Genomic DNA, 20,802 nt, shown 5'->3' on the forward strand with positions numbered 1-20,802 from the left:
CTCGGCCCGCTTTCTCCTATTGGCGGCGCGACGCTTATTCCGTTGCAATGGATTGATCTGTCAACTCTTTGCCGGGACGAATCATCACGAAGTATTCGGCCGGCCGCTCTAATAGGGGAGCCAGTTGCTTGGCAGCTTCCCGCTGGCCGGACTTTCGCAACTCCTTCTGGTACGCGGACAGCAGCCCCACCACATCCGCTTCCCCTTCCGCATCCAGCGGCAGGATGACCACTTTGGCCCCTTTCGCAATTCGCCGCCGCAGGGCATCCTCGTCGAATCCCCACTCGGGTCGCAGCCGCACATACACGGAACCGCCGGTCATGCCGGAACAGATCCACGGTCCGGGATCGCCGAGCACCACTGCCCGTCCGGCCGTCATGTACTCAAACGCAAATCCGGCGATGTTTGCACGCGATCCAATGAATCCGAGTTCGTCGCGCACGGGGCCGTTCAATTCACCGCCAATCACGATGTCCGCCCCCGACAGTCGAATGCCGGCGCGGGCGTCGGCGTTGCCCTGGACAATGAACAGGCCGTGCTGTGCACCGTAGGCCAAGCCCTTGCCCACGGACCCGCCAACCCATCGACCATCCGGTGTACGCCGCTTCAGCACCACCGTGCGTCCGCCGTATGCGCCTTTTCCGACGCCGTCCTGCGCACCGCCGTACACCACCTGGTGTACGCCCGTCACCTGGTACGCGGCGAACCCGTTGCCGACCGGATAGGCATGAACCAATTCAAACGCCCGATCCGCATTCTTGCGGACCCGAACCCGCTCTCCGCTCTCCCGCGTACCCACAACGCGCGGTACCGCCTGAATCCGCGGAACTCCCACGGCTCCCGAGGCAACGAGCCGCGAGGCATCGGATTTGCCCACCGGCGAATACACCGGCGGTGCCGCATGCTCTGTGCCCGCCGCCACCGCCATGGGTGACGCAACCAACTGTTCTCCTTCGTCCGTCTCCCACAGGCGATAGCGAATGCGGGTGCCGAGGCCGGTCCAATCCTTTCGAGTCGTCAGCCAGGAAACATCCACCTGGTTCAATTTCGCGAACGGCTCCAGCAAATCCGCGCGTCCCACCAGGTCCTGCGTCCGCGCCGCGCCCAGCTGCGCGGTCAATTGCCGCACGTGTTCGCCGATGGCGGTAAACCAGCGCACCAGCCGCTCGACCGCCAAATCGAATTCCTGCGGGACGAACTGTTTCAATCCCTTTTCCCGCGCTTCCTCCACACCGGTCATCTGTGTCGCAATGCCCACGTGGCACGTGTCCTTGTGGCAGGCCCGGCAGGACGTGCAGCCGATGGCCACCATCGCCATCGTGCCAAATCCCACGCGGTTCGCGCCCAGCAGAATCGCCTTCATCACGTCGATTCCGGACTTCATGCCGCCGTCGACCCAAATTTCCGCAACATCGCGCAACCCCGCTTCGCACAGCGCGTCATGCACCAGTTTCACGCCAAGGTCCGAGGGCAGTCCCACGTGGCGGATGGCGTGCGCCCGTGCGGCACCGGTCCCTCCATCAAATCCGCTCAACTCCACAATGTCCGCGCCCGCTTTCACAATGCCCACGGCAATGGTGCCAATGTTCGGTACCACCGGAACCTTCACCGCGATTTTGGCCAGCGGGTTGATGGCGCGCAGTTCGTAAATCACCTGCGCCAAGTCCTCGATGGAGTAGATGTCATGGTTGTTGGACGGCGAGATGAGGTCAATACCCGGCGATGCGTTGCGGGCGTTGGCCACCTGCACCGTCACCTTCGATCCGGGCAAATGCCCCCCCTCTCCCGGCTTGGCGCCTTGGCCAATCTTAATCTCAAGCACATAGGCTCCGTTGCACAGTTCGGCGTTGACCCCAAACCGTCCGGACGCCACCTGGCGGCCGCGGTTTTTTGGATAGGCGTTCAACAGATCCTTGATTTCTCCGCCTTCGCCGTTCATTGCGACAATGTTCATCCGATACGCAGCCTCAGCATACGCCCGGTACGCTGTCTCGCCTTGCGATCCGAACGACATTGAGCTGATGACCAGGGGATACGCGTGGCCGTCAATGGTTGTATCCACCGACGCCACATCGTCCGCGCTCACCAACTCCGCCTCGCTGCCCGTCTTGAAGCGCAGCAGATGACGAAGGCTCACCGGATTCTCCGTTTCAATTTCCTGCAGCTTCTCCACATAGCTGGCGTACGGCAGCGTCCCTTCGGCCACCTGCCCCGCCGAGCGCCAGATGCGCGGATACATTTGGAACGAACGGGCGCGCCCCAGTTGACGTTCCTCCGCCACGTCGTACAGTCGCTGCCGTTCGGCCGCGTCCGCTTCCATCTCCGCGAAGCCGTACCCGATTTCGCCCGTCGCACAAAAATTCGGAATCCCCAGGATTTCCGCCACCGGCTCCGCCAGTCCGATGGCGCTGAACAATCGTTCATATCCGCGTAATTCGTGAATGCCAAGGGTGGAGAGCACCTTCTCAATGCCTTTGCACAGCGCCGTGTACACGTTCTCCACACCATGCACCCCGCCCTTGTCGGCGGCCGCTTCCCACATCAGATACGGATTGACGGCATCCGCACCCAATCCGAGCGCGACCATGATGTCATGCAAATTCCGCAAGCCGCCGCTGCGCAGAATCAAGCTGGTCCGGCGGCGCAGGTGTTCTCCACCCCGGCTCGACGCAGGCCGCAGCAAGCCTTTGTGGACGGAGGCCAATGCCAGGAACGGATCGATGGAACGACCGCGAATGAACTGAAGTCGGTCGTCCAACACCACGACGTTCGCGCCCGCCTGGACTGCTTGCACAACATCGCGGCGGAGGCGTTCCAAGCACTGCGCGATGGTCTCGCCCTCCTTGCGGTGGATAAGTACTTCCACGGTGCCGTAGGGACCGTCCCGCAGCGCCGCCAGTGCATCTTCATAACACACGGTGCCAAACCGATGCGCCACGGCCTGAATGTCCTGGCGTTCCACATCCACCCCCGGTAGATGGGCTTCAATCAACAGCGGAGATGGCAGCTCAATGCGATGGCCCCGCTGCGCCGCGTCTTCCACCGACGGCCGCTTCCCCAGCAGCACCCGGGTGCTGAAGTGCTCGATTTCACGTTCCCGGTCGATGGCCGGGTTGGTGACCACCGCCACGGTTTCCTGGATAAAGTCGGAGAGGGAACGCACGCCATTGGTCAGCGCGGCCAACGGCTCATCGTGGCCGAGCGATTTAATGGGTTCCGCTGCCGTCTGCAGGTGCGCGTCCAACAGTTTCACATCATTCTCCTGCCATCCAAACGCCGTGGCGCGGATCTTCCACGGTTTGCTGTCGTGGTAAGACGGCGCGGTCTCCGTCAACGGGTACGGACCCGGAGACCGTATGGACTTCCGCTGATCCCGGAAATCGTACCGTTGCCGCATGCGATCATAGACCAACTGCTGCAGTTCGTGATACGAATGGATGAACGTTCTTCCCGACTCGTCCCAGGTGATGCCAATTTTTTCACCCGGAGAGATGGGCTTCGGGTCTCGCACCCACTCGTCGGCGGGAATCACACCCTGCTCGGAACTGAACATGTGATAGTCCACCGTCTCCACCCACCACATGGGGCGCAAACCCAGGGCGTCCACGGAAAACACGGCCTCGTTGCCCGAGCGCAGAATCACGCCCGCCGGGCCCTGTGCGAATGGTCCCCACAGTGCCCGCATATGCATGTACATGTCGGCCAGGTCTGTCGGCATCTGCTTGATCTCATGGATGATGGGCGGGAAGAACAGCTCCGCCGTTTCATACAAACTCCAGCCAAACCGATGCGTGAAATGCTCCACGGCACCGGCGACCATTTGCGAGTCGCTGCCGCCCGCATCCAATTCAATGCCGAGCATGCCGGCTTCCTCGTAGAAGCGGGCGATGGTATTGATTTCACCGTTGTGCCCGAGCGTCCGGAACGGCTGCACACGGGCAAACGCAGTTTTCGTATTGGTGGAATAACGCGTATGCGCCAGCGCGAACGACGACAGGTAATCGGCCTCACGCAAGTCATCAAAGTATTGAAACAGCGTCTCGCCGTCGCCCACGACCTTGTACACAACCGTGGTCCGATCCAGTGAGGCCACGTGAATCCCCGTCACCGCTTCCAAAGCGGTGGTCAACGCCAACAGACGATACGGGTGATGATCCTCGGTGAGTCCGGCGAGTTGCACGAAGTACGGATTCTCCTCTCGCGCCAGGGGACCGAGCGCCACCGGATGGACGGCCTGTTCGCGAACACACAGCACGTCCACCGCATGCTGATCCAGAATGGACCGAACGTGTTGCAGCAACTGTTCTGACCGGTCCTGTTGCAGGAACAGGTGGGCAACGAAGAAGTTCGGATGCATCACCGCGCGCGGGTTGGCTCCCGCCGCCTGCAACCACCGGCGCCACAGGCCGCGCGGCACGTCCAGCATCAGACCACAACCATCCCCTTCTCCCGCAACAAAACCCGCGCGATGTTTCAAAGCCACCAGGGCCTGGATGCCCAAATCCACCGTATTGCGCGTGGGTTCACCTGTCTTCGACACGCACGCAAAAATTCCGCAGGCGTCGTGTTCCCGTGAGATGGTTCGCGTAATCGCATTGAGATCCACCTGATCACTTCCTTTCCAGCACCGGTATTTTGGTAAAAAACATTGAATAGAAACTCTATTCAGGAACATGAATAATTATTCCTGAGGAATAGAGGTAGAAATCATCAATCAATTGTTGTGAAATTTCGACATCTGCTGCCGTCGAGTCATTGAACGGCGCCAGAGACGCCTGCCGTTCCTGAACCAGGTTGTTATCAGACATGCCGGCAAGGGAAACGGAAACGAAAGAAGTTGTGAAGATCACAAGGAAAAGAGGAGACGCTATTTCTGATATATTATACACACTCAATAATAAATGTGCAATCCATTCCAATGGATCGGCGCGGCACAACCTCCGCATTTGTCCGTGGCGCCGGTCATTTGTCCCGTCATTGTATAGAACATCTTCAGGAGGAGGGAATGCAAATGTACGGTGTATTTGGCGGTTACACGCGCTGGGCGGTGGTGTTCCTCATCATCTTCGTGCTGTTCTTCCTCTTCGTCCCCGCTTACGGCGTCGGTGTGGGCGTTGCGGCGCCCGCCACAAGCGGCGTTGCCGTGGCCGACTGGGGCACAAGCACGGGATACAACATGATGGGTGGATACAATATGATGGGCTACGAAAGCCCGAGCAGTCCGTAACCCCGTGCAATCGAACAGCAGGCGAACCCACTAGGGTTCGCCTGCTGTGTTTCCACAGTGCCGTTGCACAACGTGCTGAAGATTCTGTACGATGGGTTCAGGAGGAATGTGCCATGTTTCAGAATCCGAGCCCTGAACAACTGGCCGCCCTGCTCAAGAGTGCGCACACCATCGCAGTTGTCGGCCTCTCTGACAATCCATCCCGCGAGAGTTATGGAGTGGCTGCACGGATGCAGCAACGCGGCTACCGCATCATCCCTGTCAATCCGAACGTCACCGAAGTGCTGGGAGAGCGGGCGTACCCCGATCTGGAGAGTTTGCCCCCCAACGTCCAGGTGGATATTGTCAACGTGTTCCGTCGCAGCGATGCGTTGATGGAGGTCGTGGCATCCGCGGTCCGTCTGGGCGCCCCGGTGATCTGGGCGCAGCAGGGTGTCTACGATGAGGAGGCGGCAAAACTCGCCCACCACCATGGAAAAGTGATGGTGATGGATTGTTGTATCGCCGTGGCGCACAGTCTATACGTTCGCACCTGAAGCTCTCAACGCGCTTCCCCGCCACCCCCGGTTCAGCGGAGTACCGAGAAAAAATTTGATGGAATGAATGCCTCCGTTTTCACGCACACTAATCCCAATCCCAGGAGGAGGTGTGCGTTTCGCATGCGCAGTTCTCTCATGGTACTCGGCAGCATGGTCGCCTTTGCCTTGTCTTTTGGCGCACAGCCGGCGGCACACGCCAAGACAGCCACCCCCGTGGTCGAAGTGACGCTGGACGACCACGGCATGACGCCTTCCGTGTTGAACGCGGCCGAAGATCACCCCATCCACCTGCACATTGTCAACCGCGGGCAGCAGCCGCATCAGTTTTCCATTCCAGACTTCTACATCTTTACCCGGACGCTCGGCCCCGGCGAGACATCGGAGGTCGAATTCTCTCCTTATAAATTGGGATCGTTCGCTATGACATCCGATCCGGTCGCCGGCAGCGCCCCCGAATATCACGGAACCTTTCGGGTGCACAGCTGACGCTCCCGGAATGGGCCGACCCGTCGGCCCATTCCCGTAACACGGCTGTTCTGCCCAGTGGGTACCATCCCATCCATGTCGAGAACGGCATTACCACAGGTATTGGAGCAGAGACGGATCTATCAAGTCCGTATCAATACCGGCTTGACACGCATTGCCGTTTTCCCCGTATTGCCACGCCAGCACGCGACCGGCGCAGGGCGGAGCGGCCGGATCCCAAGCGGGGGCTTGGACTTTCGTCGAGATGCCCGGCTCCCGTTCGTTGCTCCAGAGAATCACCTGCGTCGCAATGCTGGGCTCATTCTTGACGACGGTGCAGCAATGGCGGCGGTGGCTCCTGCGGCATTCAGAAACACGTTCTTCCCCCGGCAATGTCGATTGCGGCGTGGACACCATCACAAACGGAGTGTGTCCTCCCGCCCGCTGATCGGGATTCGCCCAACCACATGGATTGAAGAACAGCGCGTTGAGTGCAGGGGCACCGACGGCGATGACGCACGTGCTCCCAGACGCCACCGCGGTCCAGGCCTGTACGAAGTTTCCGGTGACGCGTTGCGCTGGAATTCCGGCCACCCCAGCTGCGCCGAGGGCAATTCGGTAGTCCACCGGATCGGCAGCGTAAAGAAGAATTTGATTTCCCGTCAGACTCACTTCATATCCCCCTCCGGTCAACGTGGACAGGACACATTGGCATTGGCGCGGGCATCGCAGGTTGCGGTGTCAACAACTCCGGCAATGCGCCGTAGCCGGACGGATACTGGCCGTGCACCGCGTAGTAAGCCAGCATGGTTGCCGCCTTGTACGTATCCGCGGCGTAGAAAACGACGTTCTGCACGGAGACGGTCATCATCCCCCCTCCATTCATCACGGTTTTCTGGAACCCGCAGGCGGGTTCTCCGCCATTGCGAAGACGCACCTGTCCGGATCGCGAAAATCGGGCAACTTTTTTTACAACGAGCGCACACTACCAGCAGGAATTTGTCCCTCCCCCACAGAAGTCTGTCCTGCTGTGGAACTTTGCCCATTAAGGAGGATCATCGGGATGAAGAAACACCTTGCCGCAACGATTGCGGCAGCGATTACATTGGGCACTCTGGTGGCCGGTTGTGGCAATACGGGCACCAACAGCGCGGGCAACACCACGGGTGCCGCCTCGAAGACCAACTTTAAGGTTGGTCTGGTGACCGACACCGGCGGATTGAACGACCACGGCTTCAACTATTTGGCAGATCAAGGTTTGGTACAGGCCGAGAAGCAACTGGGCGTCACGGGCAGCGTCGTACAGTCCCAGGACGCCAACAGCTACGTACCCAATTTGCAGCGTTTTGCCTCCCAGGGGTACAACCTGGTGATTGCCGTCGGCTTCTTGATGGAGGACGCGGTGAAACAGGTAGCGCCGCAGTACCCCAACACCAAGTTTCTCATCATTGACGACCCCATCACCGGCATCAGCAACGTAACCAGCGCGATGTTCAAGACTGAGCAGTGCGGTTACTTGGTCGGTGCGATGGCCGGGTTGCTGGAAAAACAAAACAAGCTGCCCGGTCTGAACAGCCAGAACATCCTCGGCGTGGTCGGAGGTCAGAACATTCCTCCCGTCACGTCGTACATCGCCGGATTCCAACAGGGCGTTCAGAAGACGGACCCTGGGGCTAAGGTCGAAGTCACGTTTGCCAACAGTTTCAGCGACCAAGCGCTGGGAAGCCAGATTGCGCAACAGGAAATCAGCGATGGCGCGGACATCCTGTTCCAGGTCGCCGGCGGCACTGGCATCGGGGTCATTAACGCGGCCAAGAGCAAGCACGTGTACGCCATCGGCGTGGATGCGGATCAGGCGTACCTTGCCAAGGACACCGTCCTGACGAGCGCCACCAAAGGTGTGGACACCGCGACGTTCGACGTCATCCAACAAGCGGTCAACAACCAATGGAAGTCCGGCATCCAGTATTTCGACCTCAAGAACAACGGCGTCGGGCTGGGAAGCATAAACGCCAACGTGCCCAGCGATGTGAAACAGCAGGTGGATGCACTCGCCCAACAAATCAAGGATGGTACCATCACCGTTTCGGCGAATATGCAACAGTAAGGACAGGTACCCTGCGGCCCGACCCCGGGCCGCTTCCACTGATTCTGCCCGTGGGAGAGGAGACCCTGGATGACCAAGTTCTTGGAAGTGATCAACCTGGTGAAACACTTTCCGGGTGTCAAAGCCAATGATGGTGTGAACCTGACCGTACACGCGGGCGAGGTGCACTCCATTCTGGGCGAGAATGGCGCTGGAAAGTCCACCTTGATGAAACTCATTTACGGACTCTATCAACCGGACAGCGGCGAAATCCGCCTGGACGGAAAGCCTGTACACTTCTCCAGCCCGCGGGACGCCATTCGCGCTGGGATTGGGATGGTTCACCAACACTTTATGCTGATTCCCGCCCTGACGGTCACGGACAACATCGTGCTCGGGGACGAGCCCGGAGGAATCCGCTATCATCGTTCGGAAGCGGAAGCGCGTGTCCGCGCGTTGTCCGAGCAATACCGCTTGCATGTGGATCCAACGGCGCGCGTGGAGCAGTTGAGCGTAGGGCTGCAGCAGCGGGTTGAAATCCTCAAAGCGCTGTACCGAAAAGCAAAACTATTGATTTTGGACGAGCCCACGGCACTGCTCACTCCGCAGGAAACGGAAGAGCTGTTCGCGGTGGTCAAACATCTGAAGGAGCAGGGCATTCCGGTCGTCTTCATCAGCCACAAGCTTGACGAAGTACGGGCCATTGCCGATACCATCACCGTCATGCGCGCTGGCAAGACCGTGCAGACCCTCCCCATCGGAGATGCCACGCCGCAGCAGTTGGCGAATCTGATGGTGGGCCGCGAAGTCGTGCTGCGCATCGACAAACAGCCCGCCAATCCTTCGGGCGTCGTGCTGAACGTGGAAAATCTGCACGTGGTGAACAGCGCGCGCCAGGAGAAGGTGCGCGGCGTATCCATGCAGGTGCGCGCAGGTGAGATCTTCGGCCTTGCCGGGATTGACGGGAACGGACAAACCGAACTGGTGGACGCCATCGCCGGATTGTTGCCGGTGGCGGGCGGCCGAATCCATTTTCAGGATCAAGATATCACACATCTATCCACTGCGGAGCGCACCGCGAGAGGAATTGCGTACGTCCCGCAGGATCGCCAATTGGACGGATTGGTGCTGGATTTTACATTGACGGAAAACGCCATTCTGCGGGATTTTCACAAGCATCCGTTTTCCAAGTTTGGCGTGATGTTCTCACAACCGGCCAAAGCGTATGCGGAGAAGTTGATTCACCTGTTCGACGTCCGCCCCAAGGACATCACTCGCAAGGCCGGAGACCTGTCCGGCGGAAATCAGCAGAAGGTGATCCTTGCGCGCGAAGTGTCCCGGGAGCCGCAGCTGTTGATTGCTGTGCAGCCCACGCGAGGACTGGACGTCGGCGCCATCGAGGGAATTCACCGCCAATTGCTTCGCCTGCGGGATGAAGGAAAGGCAATCCTCCTGGTGTCGTTGGAACTGGATGAAATCTTGAGCCTGTCGGATCGCATCGGTGTTCTGCACGGCGGTCGCCTGGTCGGCGTCGTGCCTGGAGAAACGGCAACGCGAGAGCAGCTGGGTCTCATGATGACCGGCATGAGCCAGGAGCAAGCGACCAAGGAGGGGACAACATCGTGAAATCGATACTTCGCCAGTTGTCGACGCCGGTCATTGCCGCCGTGTTGGCGATGCTTGTCGGCGGGATTGTCGCCGCGGCCATCGGTTACAACCCGCTGCAGGTCTACGGTTCACTCCTGAGCGGAGCGTTCGGCAATGCGTACAACCTGGGCAACACCCTCGCGATTGCCACACCGCTCATTCTGATTGGACTCGGCATTGCGGTGGCGTTCCGCGCCGGCCTGTTCAACATCGGTGCCGAAGGTCAGTATTGGGTGGCGGTGATGTGCGCCGCGTGGACCGGATATCACTTCACCACACTGCCCGGGTGGCTGCACATCATCCTGTGTTTGTTGGTGGCGATGGTGGCCGGCGGCCTGTGGGCCGGAATCATCCCCGGACTCGCGAAGACGTATCGGGGCGCGCACGAAGTGATCACCACCATGATGATGAGCTACATCGGCATCCTGCTCTGCAAGTACATGATTGAGGAAGGCCCGATGCGTAAACCGGGCAGCATGCCGGAATCCGAGGCGGTCGCTCAAAATACGTGGCTGCCGGTGTTGAGCCCATCCTCGCCACAGCTCACCATCGGCCTGTTCATCGCCATCGCGGCGGTCATTGTGGTCTGGTTCATCCTGTTTCACACCACCATCGGCTTTCAGCTGCGCACGGTCGGTCTGAATCCACGCGCCGCCCGTTACGCGGGTATCCGGGTGACCTGGTACACCATCCTGGCCCTCGGCCTCAGCGGTATGTTGGCCGGTTTGGCCGGTGGCGTGCAATTGTTGGCGATGGATCATCGCTTGGCCGAAGGCTTCAACACGGGATACGGTTACACGGGAATAGTGGTATCGCTGCTCGCCCGCAACAATCCCTTTGGCGTGATTGTGTCCGCCATCTTCTTCGCAGCTCTGTCCACGGGCGGCCAGAACATGCAGCAAGTCACCAATATTCCCGCCAGCCTGACCGACGTCCTGACTGGACTTATCATCTTCTTCGTGGCGGCGGAACGATTACTGCCACAGGTAATTCAATGGTATCGGCGCCGCACATCTCGCGTGCGCACGTCAACCGCTGGGGAGGGACCGAAATCGGCATGAGCATACTCACCAACCCCCAACTGTGGGCTTCGACGCTGGCCATGGCCGTGCCATTGGCGCTGCCGGCCATCGGCGGCACATTCTCCGAACGAACCGGTGTTGTCAACATCGCCATGGAAGGCATCATGCTGATGGGCGCCTTTTTCGGCGTGTCGTTCGCATACTGGACACATTCCGCTTGGCTCGGCGCCATCGGCGGCATGTTGATGGGCGGTCTGCTGTCCGCAGTGTTCGCCTGGGCGGCCATTCGCCTGGCGGCCGATCAGGTCGTACTGGGCATGGCCATCAACATTTTTGCCGCTGGCCTCACCACCTTCCTGCTGGATACGGTGTTTGGCTACGGCGGTACGCCGCCCGATACGCCGCAGCTGCCGACGTGGTCCATTCCCGGATTGTCCCACATTCCTTTTGTGGGCGCCTTTTTCACCAACCAAAGCGTATTGGTCTACATCATGTTGATTCTCGTGGGGCTGTCGCACTGGTTTCTGTTCCACACCCGATTGGGACTGCGGATGCGCGCGGTGGGCGAAAACCCGCTGGCGGCGGACACAGCTGGACTGAACGTGTGGCGTCTGCGATACACCGGCGTCATCATCGGTGGACTGCTGTCTGCGCTCGGCGGCGTCTATCTGTCGCTCGGCATTCTCAATTCGTTTGACGTGAACATGACCAACGGACGCGGTTACATCGCGCTGGCGGCCATGATCTTCGGGAAATGGACGCCGCTCGGATCGTTTGGCGCGTCTCTGTTGTTCGGATTCGCCACGGCGCTCGGCATCGCGCTGCAGGGCAATGGCATCTCGGCAAACCTGCTCGGCATGTTGCCATACGTCCTGACCATTCTCGCGTTGGCGGGTCTGGTGGGGCGCAGTAAGCCCCCGGCGGCAGACGGCATTCCATACACCCCACAGCGCTGACCAAAACACCATCATACAGAAAGACCTGGCCTGCCCGTCGGCAGCCAGGTCTTTTTCATGTGAGCACAAGGTTTCTTGCCGTTCGAAACGCGTCCGCGTGATCCTCGACCCACTGTTGACCCCCGCAGCGCATCCCAAGCTTCCTTCAGCAGAGTATATGGCAGAACCATGTCTTTTCGTGATGCGCCAGATATCGTAACATGGATGTAGGAATGATGAGAAAGGAGCCAGCGCCACATGTCGGACATGGTGAATGGTTCAGGTTATTTTCACCAAGCGTATCGCGTCTATGCCAGCGAACAGGGGAATGACCCGCAGACCGGGCGGATTAAGGCCGCCGAGGTGGCGAGCGCAACCGAGCCGTTTGCGGTGGCCCCATCCATACCTACGGCCATTGTGGATGAGGTGTTCATCAGCCCGGAAGCCGCTCGATTGTATCTGGGCAGCCTGCGTCGACGCGCGCTCGTGGAGAGAAAAAGTGAAACCAAAGCCTTCGACGGGATGTCTTCCAGTACTGCCGCCGAACCATTTGACGAAACCACCACGCTGGCGTCAGAACGGCCCATAGAGAAACTAGGACACGACATCGATAAAAAAAGCTGACTCTCAAGAGTCAGCTTCTCCTTTTCGTTATGGTGCGCCCAGAGGGAATTGAACCCCCGCACCCGGTTCCGGAGACCGGTGCTCTATCCGCTGAGCTATGGGCGCCAGTCACGAAAAGAAATATACCATACAGGCAGAGGGATTGCAAGTACAAAGGCGGATAAAATGTGCACATCCCAATATGCCCCAGTCAGTTCTTTCTCACACCCAGGACATCGAGCAGTGCACCCGCCTTGTGGCTGCACTCCTGCCACTCCAATTCCGGAACGCTGTCCGCGACAATGCCCGCTCCCACCTGAACATAGTACCATTCCGCGTGTTCAACAATGGTTCTGATGACAATGGCCGTGTTGGCATTCCCGTCAAAATCGACGACGCCAACCATGCCTCCGTACGGACCGCGCCGATGTGTCTCCAGTTCATCGATGATCTCCATCGCGCGAATTTTCGGAGCGCCCGACAGAGTCCCTGCGGGGAATGTGGCGAGCAGTGCGTGGAAGACACTCACGTCATCTCGGAGTCTGCCCTGCACCGTCGAAACGAGGTGAAACAGGTGAGAGTACGCCTCCACAGTCATGAATTTCTTGACCTCCACCGTACCGTACCGGCACACGCGCCCAAGATCATTCCGGCACAGGTCAACCAACATGACGTGTTCGGCCCGCTCCTTCTCATCTTCCAACAGCCGCTGGACCAACTTCGCGTCCTCTTCGGCTGATTGACCGCGACCTTTCGATGTTCCCGCGATGGGCTTCATTTCCGCCACACCGTTCACCACACGGAATTGGACTTCCGGGCTCGCGCCGAACAGCCGCATGTCCGGATATTCGGCCATGAACATATAAGGGGAAGGGTTCATGCGGCGCAGTATATCATACACCGCGTAGTGATGCATGCGCTTGGGAACGCGGAGTCGCTTCGACAAGACAACCTGAAAGATATCTCCCGCGGCGATGTACGCCTTGGCCTTCTCTACGTTCCGCACATATTCGTCTCTCGGAACGTCTTCCACCGCTTCCCCGGAGACAAGTTCAGCCGAATGGGTGAAAGCATCAGGGGTCCGTTGCCTCCGTTCCTTCAGAACCAGTTGCCGCACCGCCGACACGCGCTGCGACAACTTCTGATATGTCTCAGCGGGGCACAGGCGGTCCAACACAGCGAGACTATCGTACACCTCCACCTCCTCCCCGACATGAACGGTGGCCGCAAACCACTGCAGCCGGATATCCGGCAGATTTCTGTCGTCCATCGTGGTTTTCGGAAGACGCTCCAAATAGTGGACTGCATCGTAGCCGATGTATCCAAACAGCCCCGCGGCGAACGGAGGCTGTTGAGTCGTGGAGCGGCACTGTTGAATATAGCTGCGAATATGTTCCAACAACGCCATGGGATCCTCTGTCCGGTAACACAGTGCGCCGCCATCCACATAACTCCGGGACAACGACCGAGCCTCTATGCCCAGTTCAACATATCCCAGGCGTTCCAGTTCCGCCCGCAGAGCATCCACCAACCCCTCCACGGCATCCACGGTGACCCGACCATCCTTGACTTGAAACTCCAACACGGGCACGGCCGCCACCAGACTCATCCGGTACGGGCTCTCCGCATCCCGCGCAGCGTCCAACAGGAACGCCTGGCCCTCCCCGAATTCATCCACCAGAGCGAGGTATGTGTAGAACGGATCGATGGCTGTGGACGCCACCGCACCGGTGAACATCGCGATTGGGCTCTGCTGCATGGTCATCTTGTTCTCCCCTTCCGCTCAACGAAGTCAGCTGGCCAAAAAGTTGCGCAATATGGTCTTTCCATGTGTGGTCAGAATGGACTCCGGGTGAAACTGCACCCCCACCGCTCCGGTGGGCAGGTGGCGCAGCCCCATGATGACATGGTCACACGTCGCGGACACGGCGAACGAACTCGGCAGGGAGTCTCCGTCCACCATCAGGGAGTGGTACCTCGTCGCTTGGAATGGGCTCGGAACATCTTTGAACAGGGCATCCCCCGTGTGATGTATCATACTGGTCTTCCCGTGCATCAAAACGCGCGCGCGCACCACACGGCCGCCGAACGCCTGTCCCAGCGCCTGGTGACCGAGACACACTCCCAGGACAGGGATACGGCCAGCGAAATGGCGAATGGCAGCCAACGAACATCCTGCCTCATTCGGTGTACAGGGACCGGGAGAGACCAGCACATGCGACGGACGGAGCGCCACCAAGTCCGACAGGGGGACGCTGTTTCGCCGAACCACCACGTCGGCTCCGAGTTCCGCGCAATACTGCACCAGGTTGTACGTAAATGAGTCATAATTGTCAATCACCAGCAGCATCCATTGCACACCCTTTCTGTTTCGCTTGTGAGCTGACCAGAAGGAACAAAAAAACCACAGCAGTATAGCTGTGGCGTTTGTTGGACGCAATGATGCTCTTCATTCTCCGCGTCGCTTCCCTCAGTCTACACTACGCTCAACTTACTCAGCTCAACTACCTCCAGATTACTCGACCACGCGACGCGACGTCAAGACGCGATTCATAGAAAAAAGAGACCTTTCGGTCTCTCTCCTTCTTTGATTGGTGGGCCTAAGAGGACTCGAACCTCTGACCTCACGATTATCAGTCGTGCGCTCTAGCCAGCTGAGCTATAGGCCCTTGGTGTGGCGGAGCTGACGGGATTCGAACCCGCGTTCTCCTGCGTGACAGGCAGGCATGTTAGGCCTCTACACCACAGCTCCATAAAAAAGCAACTTGGTTGCGGGGGCAGGACTTGAACCTGCGACCTTCGGGTTATGAGCCCGACGAGCTGCCAACTGCTCCACCCCGCGATATGTCGCACCGAGCGCGGTGCTTTGGTGGGCGGTGGCAGGATCGAACTGCCGACCCCTCGCGTGTGAAGCGAGTGCTCTCCCGCTGAGCTAACCGCCCATGGTGACCCCAAGGGGATTCGAACCCCTGTTACCGCCGTGAAAGGGCGGTGTCTTAACCACTTGACCATGGGGCCATGGGTCCCACCGCGCCGGTGGGAGTCATTGGCTCCCCGAGTAGGATTCGAACCTACGACCCTCCGGTTAACAGCCGGATGCTCTACCGCTGAGCTATCGAGGAACGTGGTGGAGCTAAGCGGATTCGAACCGCTGGCCTCTAGAGTGCGATTCTAGCGCTCTCCCAACTGAGCTATAGCCCCACTGGTGCCGAAGGCCGGACTCGAACCGGCACGGTTTCCCGCACGATTTTGAGTCGTGTGCGTCTGCCAATTCCGCCACTTCGGCATGGCGTGCCCGGAGAGATTCGAACTCCCGACCTCTTGATTCGTAGTCAAGCACTCTATCCAGCTGAGCTACGGGCACGCATCTTTTCGCGCCGCCTCATTCGGGCTTGTCGCGCGAGCGACAATGATTATTATACTGACGCACCCTATACTTTGCAACTGGTTTTTGCATCTTTTTTCGATCCAAATCATTACATCTGAATACCTCCCTCGTTCGCCTGTTTCTCGCCGTGGAAGTGATGCGTTCTCGGCATCCACCATGAGAATAAAAGAAAACTGCCGGGCGCTTTCGCCCGGCAGTGCCGCTCTCTGAAGTCACACCTTGAACTTGCCGACCAATTTTTGCAGTTCCTCCGCCATCAGTGACAGGTTGGCAGCAGACGACGTGATTTCCTCCATCGATGCCAACTGCTCCTCTGCCGCGGCTGCGACCGTCTGCGTTTCCGATGCAGTGGTGACCGCAATGTGATCAATCTCCACAATGGATGCCTCCACTTCACCTGCCCCCGACTGAATCTGGCTTGCAACGGCCAACACTTCCTGTACACGGCGCTTCACGTCGCTTACCGCAATCAGAATCTGCTCAAACGACATACCGGCCTCGGTCACCGTGTCAACGCCCTTCTTCACTTCCCCCGTTGCATTCTCCATGGACGATACCACCCCGTGGGTTTCTACCCGGATGGTCTGAACGAGTTCAGCAATGCGCCCCGCGGACTGCGCGGACTCCTCGGCAAGTTTGCGCACCTCGTCCGCGACCACGGCAAAGCCTCGGCCATGTTCACCTGCCCGCGCCGCTTCAATCGCCGCATTCAGGGCCAGCAGGTTGGTCTGATCCGCGATACCGCGAATCAACTTCACCACATCGACAATTTCTTTGGAGCGATTCCCGAGCACCATCACTTTCTCGGACAATCGTCCCATTTCCTCACGGATGGCATTCATTTGCTCCACGACATGGCGGACCGCCGTACTGCCATCCATCGCCACGGCATTGGCTTTTTCCGCCGCGCTCACCACCGATTCCGCATGACCGACGATTTCCTTCAAACCCGTGGTCATGGTCACGATGTGCCCAGCGGTGACGGATACACCCTGCGCCTGCCGTTCCGCGCCGGATGCCACTTCCTGCATCGTGCTGGCGATGTGCTCCGTGGAGCGGCTTGTCTGTTCGGCGCTGGCGGTCAACTCTTCGGATGAAGCCGCAACCTGCTCTGCATTCAAGCCAACCTGGCCGATGAGCTGCCGCAGTCCGTCCACCATATTGTTGAAGTGGTGCGCCAAATCTCCGATCTCATCGTTGGTCGCAACGTCCAGGTGCCTCGTCAGGTCGCCTTCTCCTTCCGCAATATCCCGCAATTGGTTCGCCACGCGACGAATCGGCAGCACCACCGTTTTACGCAGATACATCAGCATGAAGACACCAATCACAATGGATACAATCAGCGTGATGCTCATCGCGATATAAGCAATATGCACGGTCGATCCGATGCGTTGTTCGGAACGCGAGGTGATTTGCCCCGCAATCTTTTCGACCGCACTGTAGGCAACCCGGAAATCGTCCATGGCTGCCTTGCCTGCGTCAAGATTCTGTTTGGCCGACGACAGCTGACCCGTTTGGATCTGCACTTGCAATCCGTCAAAGGACGACTGAACCAGGCTTTCCGCTGGCACCAGCTGCTGTTCAATCACCGGCTTCAGTTGCGGGTACGCGCTCTCAAACGACCGCAACGTTTTCAGATCCTTCACCGCTTGGGCCGATCCGTCCACATACGGTTGAAGATACTGCTTGTCCTGAGTGATGTAGTAGCCTCGAATTCCGGTTTCTTCATTAAGTAAGTCCTGCATCAAAGAATTGACCGTCTGATTGATGGGAATGGCGTGCTTTAAGACCTCCTCCGATGAGGCCTGAATCCCACTAAAAGAAAGAAAACTTAGCACCCCAAGCAGGACGCTGAAGAAGCCGATGACGGAGAACGCAATCATCAGTTTTTGCCTAACCGTCAAACGGATTTCTTGCATGGTAAATTTGCGCTTCGCGCCGTCACTAGCTCCCGGCATACCCCTACCCCCTGCGAATTCTCTGGATGTTCTAACGACACTGCCGACATTTTATCACAGACTGGATAGATTGTCTGTCAATCCAACTAACTTTCGCCAAATATGCCACATCCATCGCCGACCACAAAAAAGCCGAAGCAAACGCTCCGGTGTTCTCTCTCGACCCAATGCGCTCGGTTTGTGAATCCCCCGTTTCGGTGTATCTATGGAATAGCCTCGGAATCAGTCTAGTTCCAAATATACAGAAATTCCGATTGGTTTGCAATGCTATTATGCATTTCAATCCCGCAGCGGCTGAATTTCCACCGGCGTGGTGAACACTTTCTCCTCCCCCACTTCCGCCGTGTCACCGGTCACCGCAAACGTTCCCTGTAATCGAATGTCTTCGCTCGAAGCACCGACCATGACCTCCACCACGCCCGGCTCCACCACGAATTGCATGGAGCGGTTGTAAAATGCCAATTGATGTGCGGACAATCGAAACGTCACCCGCGCCGCCGCACCCGCCGCCAGCGACACGCGAGCAAAACCGCGAAGCTCCTGGATTGGACGAGTCACGTCCGCCTCCGGATCGCGAATGTACAATTGTACGATTTCGTCTCCTGCACGCGCCCCGATGTTGCGAATCGCGCACGAAATGTCCACGCAGCCGTGAACATCCACCACACGGTTCGAGAACGCGAGATCCGTATAGTGGAATTGCGTGTAGCTCAGACCGTGGCCGAACGGATACAACGGTTTTGCACTCTCATCCACGTAATGGCCGGTCCAATGAGAGCGTCCTCCGGATTGCTTGTGTCCGTAATACACGGGCACCTGACCCACCGAGCGAGGCACACTGATTGGCAGTCGACCAGAGGGATTGACATCGCCCATCAGCACGTCCACCAGCGCCTCGGCCCCTTCTTCGCCGGGCAGCCACGCTTCCACGACGGCCGGCACGTTTTCGGCAATCAGGAATTCCAGTTCTTCCAGCGAATCTGATGCGTGGCCCCCGCCGTAAGACCTGCCGATTTGGTTGACGGCCCCATGGATTTATGGTTACTTGACGAATGAAGAACGGATCGTATGTCAGGGGGATAATTGCGGACCCATTCACGGCGCACCCTCACACCCCAATTCAGATGACAGAGGACGACTACAGATGAAGAGAACCGGCGACCAAGCGTTTATTAAGGAAATGAATCGCTCCATCGTGCTCAACTTGCTGCGGTTTCACAGCCCCATCTCCCGCACGCAAATTTCCGTCCAAACCGGCTTGAACAAAGCCACCGTATCCTCCATTATCGATGAACTGATCCATGAAAATCTGGCGATTGAAGTCGGACGAGGGCAGACCAAAGTCGGACGCCGCCCCGTGTTGCTGTTGTTCAACGCATCCGCGGGTTACGTGATTGGCATCGATCTCGGTGTGGATTACGTTCGAATCCTCGCCACGGACCTGTCCGCGAACGTCGTGTCAAGCCAGGAACTCGACATGGCTGAACCGCGGAATGTGGCGTCGGTCGTCGAACGGATTGCGAACACCGTCACCCAGATGAGGGAGGCGCTTCCCCCTTCCAACCTTGGCGTAATTGGCGTAGGCGTGGGCGTGCCCGGATTGGTGGATTATTCGCATGGCGTGGTCTTGAACGCCCCCAACTTGTCCTGGCGGGATGTGCCATTCGGACCGCTCTTGGCGACGCGACTGGGACTTCCCGTATACGTTGACAACGAGGCGAACACAGGGGCGCTGGGAGAAAAGTTGTTCGGTATGGGCAAGGAAGTCTCCCATTTAATTTACGTAAGTGTGGGGACCGGAATTGGGACGGGCATCATCGTACACAACGAACTGGTGCGAGGGAGTCAGGGGATAGCGGGGGAATTCGGCCACATGACCATCGAGTCTGAGGGACTTCAGTGTTCCTGCGGCAACCACGGCTGTTTGGAAATGTACGCGTCCGAGCGGGCCCTCATTCACCGCTATCAAATGCTGACCAAAAGCAAACACTCCAGCGAAGACATTCTCGCACGCCTGCAGTCCGGGGAGCAGGCGGCCAAAGAAGCGGTGCATACCATCGGGACCTACCTCGGCATCGGCCTCTCCAACCTGATCAACGGATTGAACCCATCGCTCATTCTCATTGGCAATCGGCTAGCGCAAGCCGGAGACTGGCTGCTGCACCCCATACAACAAACCATTCAAACCCGGTGTTTCAGCGTGCCGTACGCACCGGTGACCATCCGTATGTCTGCACTCGGGCGCAACGCCTGTGCCATCGGCGCGGCTGCGCTCGTTCTCCACGAACACTTCGCGGGTCCACAATCGGCCTGACCGATGCGGTCACCGTCGGTCGCAAGTACGGTGACTGTCGATCTCTCGTCGACAATCCGTATCAACGAGACGCATTCTCCGCGTAATCGACCATCTGGCGGAGAGTGTTCACGAATTGGCGCATATCATCCCGCGGCATATGGACAATCAATTCGCACATCCGCTCCGTGACGTGATGGTGCAGTTCCGTCAACTTCTGACGTCCGTCGGCGGTCAGCGTGACCATGACGACCCTTCGGTCAATATCACTGCGAGTACGCTGCACGTATCCCATGGTCTCCAGTTCGTCGCACAACTGGGTCACCGCGCCAGGACTCAGACCGCACGCTTTGCTCAGTTCCGATGCTTTGGCGCATCCCCGTCCGGACAGCACGCCGAGGATGAAAAACTGCGTCCCCGTCAATCCGTGGTCCTTCTCCAAGGCTTGCACATGCATCAGCCGCTTCAAGCGGAGCATTTGCTCTCCCAATTCCATCGCAAGTCTCTGCGTTTCATTCGCTTCCATGACATCCACCCGGACTTTGACATCGCATGCCTTTTTCTCTAGTTTGCACATTTATTCGGTCCGCGTAAAGCAAAAGCGTATGAGCAAAACGTCGATCACGAGCCCCTGATGTC

18 protein-coding genes and 10 tRNA genes are annotated in these 20,802 nt (G+C 58.5%); 9 read left to right on the top strand and 19 right to left on the bottom strand.

Features of this window, described 5'->3' with window-relative positions; all coding sequences use genetic code 11:
* Window positions 1-34 precede the first annotated feature (34 nt).
* Together G463_RS0111160 and G463_RS22855 are read right to left on the bottom strand one after the other, a co-directional pair.
* On the bottom strand, window positions 35-4,606 hold the full coding sequence (locus G463_RS0111160; protein WP_026975234.1) for a glutamate synthase-related protein: 4,572 nt from the start codon (window positions 4,604-4,606) through the stop codon (window positions 35-37).
* Window positions 4,607-4,661: 55 nt separating this feature from the next.
* On the bottom strand, window positions 4,662-4,937 hold the full coding sequence (locus G463_RS22855; protein WP_156900181.1) for a hypothetical protein: 276 nt from the start codon (window positions 4,935-4,937) through the stop codon (window positions 4,662-4,664).
* Window positions 4,938-5,011: 74 nt separating this feature from the next.
* Here G463_RS22855 and G463_RS20060 point away from each other — a divergent pair, with 74 nt between their 5' ends.
* The 3 genes from G463_RS20060 to G463_RS21795 all read left to right on the top strand — a co-directional run bounded on the left by G463_RS20060 (window position 5,012) and on the right by G463_RS21795 (window position 6,252).
* Window positions 5,012-5,227, top strand: coding sequence for a hypothetical protein (locus G463_RS20060; protein WP_035486981.1), 216 nt, complete (start codon window positions 5,012-5,014; stop codon window positions 5,225-5,227).
* A gap of 113 nt (window positions 5,228-5,340) precedes the next feature.
* On the top strand, window positions 5,341-5,763 hold the full coding sequence (locus G463_RS0111170; protein ID WP_026975235.1) for a CoA-binding protein: 423 nt from the start codon (window positions 5,341-5,343) through the stop codon (window positions 5,761-5,763).
* Between the two features lie 123 nt (window positions 5,764-5,886).
* Window positions 5,887-6,252, top strand: coding sequence for a cupredoxin domain-containing protein (locus G463_RS21795; protein WP_051322219.1), 366 nt, complete (start codon window positions 5,887-5,889; stop codon window positions 6,250-6,252).
* A 90-nt stretch (window positions 6,253-6,342) separates the two neighbouring features.
* Here G463_RS21795 and G463_RS21800 read toward each other — a convergent pair whose 3' ends face one another.
* Window positions 6,343-6,903, bottom strand: a complete 561-nt coding sequence (locus G463_RS21800) for a hypothetical protein (RefSeq protein WP_026975236.1) — start codon at window positions 6,901-6,903, stop codon at window positions 6,343-6,345.
* 1 nt (window position 6,904) lies between these two features.
* The gene (locus G463_RS0111185) at window positions 6,905-7,099 is read right to left on the bottom strand and encodes a hypothetical protein (protein WP_026975237.1); all 195 of its coding nucleotides are present in this window, start codon (window positions 7,097-7,099) and stop codon (window positions 6,905-6,907) included.
* 195 nt (window positions 7,100-7,294) lie between these two features.
* Between G463_RS0111185 and G463_RS0111190 the strand changes: the two genes are divergently transcribed.
* The 5 genes from G463_RS0111190 to G463_RS0111210 all read left to right on the top strand — a co-directional run bounded on the left by G463_RS0111190 (window position 7,295) and on the right by G463_RS0111210 (window position 12,545).
* Entirely contained in the window at window positions 7,295-8,338 is a 1,044-nt protein-coding gene (locus tag G463_RS0111190; RefSeq protein ID WP_026975238.1) for a BMP family lipoprotein, read from the top strand.
* A 69-nt stretch (window positions 8,339-8,407) separates the two neighbouring features.
* Complete coding sequence (locus G463_RS0111195) at window positions 8,408-9,943, top strand: ABC transporter ATP-binding protein (RefSeq protein WP_026975239.1); 1,536 nt, start codon at window positions 8,408-8,410, stop codon at window positions 9,941-9,943.
* Entirely contained in the window at window positions 9,940-11,025 is a 1,086-nt protein-coding gene (locus G463_RS0111200) for an ABC transporter permease (RefSeq protein ID WP_026975240.1), read from the top strand. Before G463_RS0111195 ends, G463_RS0111200 begins: the two co-directional genes overlap by 4 nt.
* Entirely contained in the window at window positions 11,022-11,942 is a 921-nt protein-coding gene (locus G463_RS0111205) for an ABC transporter permease (RefSeq protein WP_026975241.1), read from the top strand. The genes G463_RS0111200 and G463_RS0111205 overlap by 4 nt, the downstream gene beginning before the upstream one ends.
* Window positions 11,943-12,179: 237 nt before the next feature.
* Window positions 12,180-12,545: a hypothetical protein gene (locus G463_RS0111210; RefSeq protein WP_026975242.1), complete on the top strand. Its 366-nt coding sequence runs from the start codon at window positions 12,180-12,182 to the stop codon at window positions 12,543-12,545.
* A 30-nt stretch (window positions 12,546-12,575) separates the two neighbouring features.
* Here G463_RS0111210 and G463_RS0111215 read toward each other — a convergent pair.
* The 14 genes from G463_RS0111215 to G463_RS0111280 form a co-directional block, all read right to left on the bottom strand.
* Window positions 12,576-12,650 (bottom strand) — tRNA-Arg (locus tag G463_RS0111215).
* A gap of 85 nt (window positions 12,651-12,735) precedes the next feature.
* Entirely contained in the window at window positions 12,736-14,289 is a 1,554-nt protein-coding gene (locus G463_RS0111220; RefSeq protein WP_245575891.1) for an anthranilate synthase component I family protein, read from the bottom strand.
* 27 nt (window positions 14,290-14,316) lie between these two features.
* The gene (locus G463_RS0111225) at window positions 14,317-14,874 is read right to left on the bottom strand and encodes an anthranilate synthase component II (RefSeq protein WP_026975244.1); all 558 of its coding nucleotides are present in this window, start codon (window positions 14,872-14,874) and stop codon (window positions 14,317-14,319) included.
* A gap of 242 nt (window positions 14,875-15,116) precedes the next feature.
* Window positions 15,117-15,193 (bottom strand) — tRNA-Ile (locus tag G463_RS0111230).
* A gap of 6 nt (window positions 15,194-15,199) precedes the next feature.
* Window positions 15,200-15,276, bottom strand: a tRNA-Asp gene (locus G463_RS0111235).
* Window positions 15,277-15,290: 14 nt separating this feature from the next.
* Window positions 15,291-15,366 (bottom strand) — tRNA-Met (locus tag G463_RS0111240).
* 25 nt (window positions 15,367-15,391) lie between these two features.
* A tRNA-Val gene (locus tag G463_RS0111245) sits at window positions 15,392-15,466 on the bottom strand.
* 1 nt (window position 15,467) lies between these two features.
* A tRNA-Glu gene (locus G463_RS0111250) sits at window positions 15,468-15,542 on the bottom strand.
* A 29-nt stretch (window positions 15,543-15,571) separates the two neighbouring features.
* Window positions 15,572-15,646: transfer RNA gene (locus G463_RS0111255), tRNA-Asn, on the bottom strand.
* A 3-nt stretch (window positions 15,647-15,649) separates the two neighbouring features.
* A tRNA-Ala gene (locus G463_RS0111260) sits at window positions 15,650-15,725 on the bottom strand.
* Between the two features lie 2 nt (window positions 15,726-15,727).
* Window positions 15,728-15,810: transfer RNA gene (locus tag G463_RS0111265), tRNA-Leu, on the bottom strand.
* A gap of 1 nt (window position 15,811) precedes the next feature.
* Window positions 15,812-15,888 (bottom strand) — tRNA-Arg (locus G463_RS0111270).
* Between the two features lie 236 nt (window positions 15,889-16,124).
* The gene (locus G463_RS20075; RefSeq protein WP_051322220.1) at window positions 16,125-17,870 is read right to left on the bottom strand and encodes a methyl-accepting chemotaxis protein; all 1,746 of its coding nucleotides are present in this window, start codon (window positions 17,868-17,870) and stop codon (window positions 16,125-16,127) included.
* Window positions 17,871-18,149: 279 nt separating this feature from the next.
* Entirely contained in the window at window positions 18,150-18,812 is a 663-nt protein-coding gene (locus G463_RS0111280; RefSeq protein ID WP_026975245.1) for a fibronectin type III-like domain-contianing protein, read from the bottom strand.
* Window positions 18,813-19,014: 202 nt separating this feature from the next.
* Between G463_RS0111280 and G463_RS0111285 the strand changes: the two genes are divergently transcribed.
* Window positions 19,015-20,184 (top strand): ROK family protein, encoded by a 1,170-nt coding sequence (locus G463_RS0111285; protein WP_026975246.1) that lies wholly within the window; start codon window positions 19,015-19,017, stop codon window positions 20,182-20,184.
* Window positions 20,185-20,245: 61 nt separating this feature from the next.
* Here the strand turns inward: G463_RS0111285 and G463_RS20080 are convergent, their stop codons facing one another.
* Window positions 20,246-20,689 carry a MarR family winged helix-turn-helix transcriptional regulator gene (locus G463_RS20080; protein ID WP_169725470.1) on the bottom strand — a complete coding sequence of 148 codons (444 nt, stop codon included), beginning with the start codon at window positions 20,687-20,689 and terminating at the stop codon, window positions 20,246-20,248.
* Between the last annotated feature and the right edge of the window lie 113 nt (window positions 20,690-20,802).

It is taken from the genome of Alicyclobacillus contaminans DSM 17975 (assembly GCF_000429525.1).
Taxonomy (GTDB): Bacteria; Bacillota; Bacilli; order Alicyclobacillales; family Alicyclobacillaceae; genus Alicyclobacillus_A; species Alicyclobacillus_A contaminans.

Bases quoted from the DNA above. Each gene is read 5' to 3' on its own strand.
- G463_RS20080 (WP_169725470.1), bottom strand. From the start codon at position 20,689: ATGGAAGCGAATGAAACGCAGAGACTTGCGATGGAATTGGGAGAGCAA.
- G463_RS0111205 (WP_026975241.1), top strand. From the start codon at position 11,022: ATGAGCATACTCACCAACCCCCAACTGTGGGCTTCGACGCTGGCCATG.
- G463_RS0111225 (WP_026975244.1), bottom strand. From the start codon at position 14,874: ATGCTGCTGGTGATTGACAATTATGACTCATTTACGTACAACCTGGTG.
- G463_RS21795 (WP_051322219.1), top strand. From the start codon at position 5,887: ATGCGCAGTTCTCTCATGGTACTCGGCAGCATGGTCGCCTTTGCCTTG.
- G463_RS0111210 (WP_026975242.1), top strand. From the start codon at position 12,180: ATGTCGGACATGGTGAATGGTTCAGGTTATTTTCACCAAGCGTATCGC.
- G463_RS0111170 (WP_026975235.1), top strand. From the start codon at position 5,341: ATGTTTCAGAATCCGAGCCCTGAACAACTGGCCGCCCTGCTCAAGAGT.
- G463_RS20060 (WP_035486981.1), top strand. From the start codon at position 5,012: ATGTACGGTGTATTTGGCGGTTACACGCGCTGGGCGGTGGTGTTCCTC.
- G463_RS0111285 (WP_026975246.1), top strand. From the start codon at position 19,015: ATGAAGAGAACCGGCGACCAAGCGTTTATTAAGGAAATGAATCGCTCC.
- G463_RS0111185 (WP_026975237.1), bottom strand. From the start codon at position 7,099: ATGACCGTCTCCGTGCAGAACGTCGTTTTCTACGCCGCGGATACGTAC.
- G463_RS0111195 (WP_026975239.1), top strand. From the start codon at position 8,408: ATGACCAAGTTCTTGGAAGTGATCAACCTGGTGAAACACTTTCCGGGT.
- G463_RS20075 (WP_051322220.1), bottom strand. From the start codon at position 17,870: ATGCCGGGAGCTAGTGACGGCGCGAAGCGCAAATTTACCATGCAAGAA.
- G463_RS0111190 (WP_026975238.1), top strand. From the start codon at position 7,295: ATGAAGAAACACCTTGCCGCAACGATTGCGGCAGCGATTACATTGGGC.
- G463_RS0111220 (WP_245575891.1), bottom strand. From the start codon at position 14,289: ATGACCATGCAGCAGAGCCCAATCGCGATGTTCACCGGTGCGGTGGCG.